Annotated in this window: 5 protein-coding genes; 2 read left to right on the top strand and 3 right to left on the bottom strand. The window is 69.9% G+C overall.

Annotation, left to right across the window (positions count from 1 at the left end; all coding sequences use genetic code 11):
* Positions 1–485: 485 nt before the first annotated feature.
* The 3 genes from ACIQAK_RS31430 to ACIQAK_RS31420 form a co-directional block, all read right to left on the bottom strand.
* Positions 486–2,468 (bottom strand): amino acid transporter, encoded by a 1,983-nt coding sequence (locus ACIQAK_RS31430; RefSeq protein WP_366392397.1) that lies wholly within the window; start codon positions 2,466–2,468, stop codon positions 486–488.
* Between the two features lie 359 nt (positions 2,469–2,827).
* Positions 2,828–3,001 (bottom strand): hypothetical protein, encoded by a 174-nt coding sequence (locus tag ACIQAK_RS31425; RefSeq protein WP_366392396.1) that lies wholly within the window; start codon positions 2,999–3,001, stop codon positions 2,828–2,830.
* A gap of 988 nt (positions 3,002–3,989) precedes the next feature.
* On the bottom strand, positions 3,990–4,310 hold the full coding sequence (locus ACIQAK_RS31420; protein ID WP_366392395.1) for an STAS domain-containing protein: 321 nt from the start codon (positions 4,308–4,310) through the stop codon (positions 3,990–3,992).
* 703 nt (positions 4,311–5,013) lie between these two features.
* Here ACIQAK_RS31420 and ACIQAK_RS31415 point away from each other — a divergent pair.
* Together ACIQAK_RS31415 and ACIQAK_RS31410 are read left to right on the top strand one after the other, a co-directional pair.
* Entirely contained in the window at positions 5,014–6,165 is a 1,152-nt protein-coding gene (locus ACIQAK_RS31415; RefSeq protein WP_366392394.1) for a sensor histidine kinase, read from the top strand.
* A complete protein-coding gene (locus tag ACIQAK_RS31410) occupies positions 6,162–6,818 on the top strand; it encodes a response regulator transcription factor (protein ID WP_366392393.1) in 657 nt (218 codons plus the stop codon). The genes ACIQAK_RS31415 and ACIQAK_RS31410 overlap by 4 nt, the downstream gene beginning before the upstream one ends.
* Positions 6,819–6,999 lie beyond the last annotated feature (181 nt).

The following is a 6,999-nucleotide window of genomic DNA, read 5'->3' as shown; positions in this document are numbered from 1 at the left end:
CGGCAGATCCCCCTCCTTCTCCACGCCCCGATGTGCCACAAATTCCTCGTTCCGCTCGTTCACGTATCGGGCTGCAACCTACCCGGCCGGCGGGCTGTACGACTTCGCTGGCAACCAGCCCGAGTTCGCTGTCACCGGGCACTGAGGAAGCACTGCTCGGATCGACCGCGCGGCGCGACCATCGGATGCGACGGTGTGGCTCGTCGAGAGGGCCTGGCCTTCGTTCTAGCAGGCAGACAGCGGCATCGGTCGATGCCGCTGGCCGGCTGGAAGTCGGCTTGAGAGCACTAGGCTGTTCGGTCGCGGCCGCCGACGGGACGCTGACAGCGGTCGACATCCCGCTGGCTCCCTATCCCGCGTCGGGAGCGCCGCGACCGTGCTCGTCCAGGAGCGCCTGGCGCCGGCGTCGCAACGGATCCGCCCGATCGGCCCTGATGCCGGGGAAGCGCGGTGGCGAAGCACCGCTTCCCCGGATGGCACGGGGATCAATCACCGACGTGGATGCCGGGGCGGCGGTCGGGGACGGGTTCGTGTTTGCGGATGATCTCGCGGGTGACAGGGGCGGTGTCGCCGCGGCCGAGGAGGAAGTAGCGGAACATGTGCTTCAGAGGGCTTCCTTCTGCCCAGGCGAAGTAGCAGTGGGGCTTGACTCCGGTGGTGTCGCGTAGGGCGAGGAGGATTGCCGCGATGGCGTTGGGGGCGGCCGGGGCCTGGGCGCGCAGGATCCGGTGGCCGTCGACTTCGACGCCGTGGACGATGAGGACCTCGCTGAAATCGGAGGGGTCGACCACGTCGATCTCCAGGAACAGCACGTCGGCCCGGCCCGGGACCGGGTTGGTGCCGCGCTGCTCGCGTTCCTTGTCGCGGTACTCGGCACCGTCGCCGGCCTGGCGGCGGTTGGCGATGATGTTGATGGCGTCGTCGTGGGCCAGGGTGTCGGTGATGAAGCGGCGGGCGGCGTCGTCGAAGACGAGACGGTCGGCGCGCAGCTCGGTGGTGCGCGAGACGCGTGAGATCAGCGAGACGGCGATGATACCGGCGATGAAGAAGCCGGAGATGGTGATGCCGTCCGGTTTGTCGACGATGTTGTAGATCAGGGCATAAAGCAGGACCAGAGTCAGGAGTGCGAATCCGACGGCGACCGTCCGGCGGCCGGTGCGGGCCACGGAGACGGTGACGGCGAAGGCGCCGGAGACCATCATCGCCAGGATGCCGGTGGCGTACGCGCCGGCCTGGGCGTCGACGTCGGCGTCGAAGGCGATGGTGATGAGGACGCACAGCGCGGTGTAGACGAGGACCACGGGGCGCACCGCGCGTCCCCATTCGGGGGCCATGCCGTAGCCGGGTAGGTAGCGGGGGACGATGTTGATCAGCCCGGCCATGGCCGAGGCGCCGGCGAACCACAGGATCAGGATGGTGCTGATGTCGTAGACGGTGCCGAACGCCTCTCCGACATGTTCGTGCGCGAGCCAGGCCAGCGCGCGGCCGTTGGCCGCGCCGCCCGGTTCGAACTGCTCATGGGGAATGAGGACGGTGGTGACGAAGCTGGAGGCCAGCAGGTAGACGCTCATGACGAGTGCGGCGGTGGTCAGCAGCAGGCGGGTATTGCGGATGCGTGCGCGCAGCCGCTGTTCGGGATCGGTGCCGTCGGCGGAGACCAGGGGCATCATGCTCACCCCGGTCTCGAAACCGGACAGGCCCAGTACCAGCAGGGGGAAAGCCAGCAGTGCCGGGCCCATCAGGTCGCCGAAACCGGCTCCGCCCTCAACGAGTGCGTCCGTCCATGTCGAGAAGGCTCCGGGCGTGGTGAATACGTGGACCAGGCCGACGGCGATGACGACCGCGTTCAGCGCCAGGAAGATGGCGACCAGAGGGATGGCGACGCTGACGGCTTCGCTGAAGCCGAGCAGGAACACCCCTCCGAGGACCAGGAGGAGTGTCACGGTGAGGGCGACTTCGTGGCCGTGCAGGGCTTCGGGGAAGAAGGGGTTCTCCACCACGTGGACGGAGGCGTCCGCGGTCGACAGGGTGATCGTGATGATCCACGAGGTGGCCACGAAGCCGAGCAGGACCAGGACGAACAGTTTGCCCCGCCAGAACGGCAGCAGATCCTCCAGCATCGCTACCGACCCGGCACCGTGCGGGCTCTCCTTGGCCACCCTCCGGTACATAGGCAGCATCCCCAGCAGCGTCAGCGCCACGATCAGCAAGGTCGCCAGGGGCGAGATGGCACCTGCGGCGAGCGCGGCGATGGCCGGCACGTAGGCAAGGCTGGAGAAATAGTCGACTCCGGTCAGGCACATCACCTTCCACCAGGCATGCGGCTCACTATGCCCCTCCCCCGCCGCCGGCCCCACAGGCTGCACCTGGTGGCGCAGCATCCACCGCGCCAGGCGCCCGGTCGGCAGCGGCCGCAGCGCGGGGCTGTCCACCACCTCGGGCACGGCCAGGCCGTTCGCGTCCGTCATGTCCCCATCGACTTTCCTCGTTCCCGCCCGCAAGCCTCACCGCCACCGCACACGTGGCGGCGCGATCACCGAGTATGCGCCTTCTCGGCAACGGCTTCCGGCAGACTCCACACACCGACCCCGCCCCGGCGGAGCCGCCCAGAAGGTGCGTCGCGACGCTTCACCATCAGGGAAAGCAGGCAATCGACAACACCATGCATATGGTGGGGACCCCATACCTGCGACACCGGGCCGGGCTCGTCGCTCGGGATTGGCCTGCTGCTCTCGATGGGACGGCACCTGAGCGGACACTCCTTGATCCCCATCACCATCGCCACTGCCAACTCGCCGGTCTACCTGCGCTATTGCACGATAGGACGCTACGGGAACCGGACCAGATCGGTCATGATCGCGACGATGAGCAGCCACACACCAACCCCTACCGCCCACAGGGATCCTGCCGCTCCTCCCCACGCGATCAGGCACACGCCGACCGCGGCCAGCGCATACACGATCCGCCGTGCACGACGATCAGGATCCCAGGAACCAGCCACGCCAGAAGCCTCCTGCCACCCCTCTGCCTACAGTGCGTGGCGAGATGATTAATGTCGTCTTCTTAACGCCTGCTCCCGACTGCACACCTCACCGGGCTCGCAGGTAGGGAGGGAAAAGCGCCACCGCTCCCGGAGCGGAGTTATGCACCCGTGCCCGAGCCTGGTGGCAGCCTCAGCCCGGGAGGAACACGCCCCGGTCCGCCGTGTCCAGGAGGCCAGGCAACTGCAGGAGGCGGTACGAGGGGGCCGATCACCCGCTTCGACCTGCCCGAAAACGAGCAGCTCCATGACAGATCAGGCTGGGGGTCCTTGTGGGTCGGAGCGGGCACGGCTGAGGGGCGTTGCCGAGCCGCCGCCATCCGCGCCGACAGGCACGGTGCGGATACTCACCCGCGGCCGGGCCCGGCAAAGTCGCCCAGCGGGCCGGCGAGCTGCGACGCAAACGCCAAGCGGGTTGATCCACCGGTGACCACTGAGGGAGGAAGACGACAGTACTGGGGTGCTGTCAGTGCCGGGTGGGAAGATGAAATGAGAGTACTGGCTGGACGTTCCCTCCCACCGTCGCATCAGCGTTCTGTCGATCATTCTCTGGATTAGGGTTGAAGTCGGCCGAGGGCTTGTTCGTGAACACCGGCACCCTGACCGCCGCCCTGGCGGAGCTGTCGGCCGGGCTTCGAGCACGCATAGGGCAGCGGTACCCGTCATCCTCTGTGGGCCAGTCCGGTGCCACATCGACGCGGCTGAGCAGGTACGCCCCCGGATCCCAGCCGACACGCCAGGCAGAGTTTCGCGCCGCCTGTGGAGTCGGGGCGGTAGCGGCCAGCGATCTCGGCCTTCGAGACCAGAGTTGCCTCCGTTCGGAGGCCCCGGCACCGGCCCGATCATCCAGGTCCCGCAGCGGACCGGCCGTGCACCGATGATCGCGGGGAGCTGTGGGCCCCCCGGGAGGCTCGCCGGGTGGCATAGTCGGCAGACGCTCATGTTCGCGTCAGGTGGTGCGGGCGGTGTCCAGGGTCGGGTAGATCCGTAGGTAGGTGTCGACACCTGCGAGGTCGAACAGCCGGGCCACCCGGTGGGAAGGGGCCACGATCCGCAGTTCGGTGCGCTGATGAGCGTTGAGGATCATCCGCAGGAAGGAGGAGTCGGCGAACGCGATGCTGCTGGCGTCCAGGACCACCCCGCCATATACGGCGGCCACCGTTTCGATCTCCGCCCCGAGCGCGGTGACATTGTCCATGTCGAATTCTCCGTGAGGGGAGATCACGGGCAGCGGCTCAGGTCTGGAGCCCTGAGAAGCAGGAATCGTCATCGGGCGATTATCGCATGGCGTGCCGGCCATGGGCGCACCGCGTAGCTCTCGGACAGCGCAACATCAAGGCCCCGCCGAGCCCACGCCCGCTACTCGTCGAACCCGGGGCCACAGCGGGCGCCCGAGGCATTCTGCGCACAGGGCCGTCCTGACCAAGTCCAGCTCGCGGCGGAGCCGACTTCGCCCGCCTGGCCGGCGCGTCACCCGGGGGGCAACACCCCACCCGGGATCTCGCTGCCCACCATGCCGCGACGGGCCGTGCGGTCGGATCTCAGGGATCTTCTATGGCAGCTCCCACAGCGGGCGCCCACCGCTCGTCCAGGTCGCCAGTGTCCGCCGGTCGGCAAGTGCATACGCAGCTGCCGGGCACGTGGCGCGCAGCGGCTGGAGAAGCGGTGTTCGTGACGACCAGAACGACATCGCCCTCGTACAGCTGGCGGGCGGTGCCGCTGACCGGCTGGAGGTCGGGGGGCCGACCGCGATCCCCGCTCGTCGAGTTCTCGCCTTCCCCCCTGCCGAGCGTGTGCCGGACGACCGCCGGCACCGCCATGTCCCTGGACGTACGGCCCACCCGGCGCGGGTCGCGTCCCGCGCCGGGTTGAACTCCCCGGAGAACCAGGGCAGTAGCCCTTCTCCGACTACAACGACCGCGGTACTGCCGCCGTTTGACCTCCTGCGCCGGAACCGGCGTTAGGCTGCCGCGATGCGCGCGCATCCCCTGGCCATCGACACGCTGATCGCCGCGGCGCTGACCAGCGTGGCGCTGCTGCTGGGGCCGGAGGCCACGCGTCAGGGGCCGAGCCCGCTCGATGCGACCGCGTATGCGCTGGTCCTCGTGGTGCACCTGCCGCTGGTGTTCCGCGGCCGGGCCCCCGTCGTGGTCTGCTGCCTGGTACACGCGGCCTGGCTGGTGTTCATCACCGCCGGCTACTGGCCCGTGGTGTGCAGCTTCGGCCCCATGCTCGCCGTCTACACGGTCGCCTCCCTGCGCCCTGTGCGCGTCGCCCTGTTGTGCGCGGGCATGATGGGCGGGGCCTGGGTCTACGCGGGCGCGGTCCAGCCCATCGGCTCCTGGCCCTCCGTCATCGGGCAGGCGATCGTCTACCCGGCGGTGCTGTTGCGGTTCGGCGTCACAGCGTGCCGCTCGGCCGAGCTGAGCCGGCGGCTCCGCCGGGAGCAGGCCGACCGGGCCCGGCGCGAGGTGGCCGAGGAACGGGGCCGGATCGCCCGCGAACTGCACGACGTGGTCGCCCACCACATGTCCGTGATCTCGGTTCAGACCGGTCTCGCCAGGTTCGTGTTCGACACCGACCGCCGCGCGGCGCGTGCCGCGCTCGACACCATCGACGCCACCGGGAGGGAGGCCCTCGACGAGCTGCGCCGCATGCTCACGGTGCTGCGCGCCGCCGACGACGGCGCCCCGGCCGGCCCGATGCCGGGCCTGGCCCGTCTGGACGAGATGGCCGAGCGCGTGCGCGCCGGCGGCGTCCCGGTCGCCGTGACCGTCGAGGGCACCCCGCGCCCGCTCGCCCCCGGCGTCGGTCTGTGCGCCTTCCGGGTGGTGCGGGAGGCCCTGACCAACGTGCTGAAGCATGCGCCTGGGGCGCGTGCGGAGGTGCGGGTGACGTATGAGCCGCAGCAGGTGACCGTTTCGGTCACGGACGATGGAGAGGGGGTGATTTCGGACAGAGTGCGAACGGACGGCGGGCACGGGTTGACCGGCATGCGCGAGCGGGCCAAGCTCTATGGCGGGCGGATCAGCATCGGCCCACGTGACCGAGGCGGCTTCGCCGTGCGGCTGGCCCTGCCGACCTCCGCGCGGGCCGCAGCGCAGGGGGACCACACCACCACATGATCACTGTGCTCGTCGTCGACGACCAGTTCCTCGTCCGGGCCGGACTGGTGGGGCTGCTGCGCGCCGCACCCGGCATCGAGGTGGTCGGAGAAGCGAGCGACGGCGCGGAGGCCGTGGCGCTGGCCGCCGAGAAGGCCCCCGAAGTGATCCTGATGGACATCCGGATGCCCGGCCTGAACGGCATCGACGCCACCGAACGCATCCTCGCCCAGGCCGCCGACCCCGCGCCCAGGACCCTGGTGCTGACCACCTTCGACCTCGACGAGTACGTGTACGGGGCGCTGCGCGCCGGAGCCTGCGGGTTCCTCCTCAAGGACTCCGGCCCCGAACGGCTGCTCGCCGCGGTGGCCCCGGTCAGTGGCGGCGACGCGCTCTTCGCGCCCAGTGTCACCCGCCGCCTGGTCGAGGCGTACGCGCGGCAGACGGTCGGTGCGCCACCGGTGGACCTGGGGACCTTGACCAATCGTGAGCGGGAGGTCCTGAAACTGATCGCACGCGGCCTGTCCAACCCGGAGATCGCCGACCGCCTCTTCATCAGCGAGGCGACCGTGAAGACCCACCTCAACCGCACGATGACCAAGCTCGACCTGGACAGCAGGGCACAGGCGGTGGTGATGGCCTACGAATCGGGGCTCGTGACACCCGGCCGGTAGGGAACGCCCCCGCCATCCCGGGTCACGCGGAGGACCGAGGCGCCTCCACCTCCGTGCGGACGCCCCCGGTCGGCCGCGTCCGCGCTGCGCGGGCGCCCGGGCGCCCCTACTGTCTGTCCTGGAGTCGCCACAGAGGTCCCGGAGCGCCCGGCGCCCGGCGGGCCGCCCGTCCCACCCCCGT

It is taken from the genome of Streptomyces sp. NPDC088706 (assembly GCF_044752765.1).
Lineage (GTDB): Bacteria > Actinomycetota > Actinomycetes > Streptomycetales > Streptomycetaceae > Streptomyces.
This window is presented reverse-complemented; position numbering and strand designations above follow the sequence as displayed.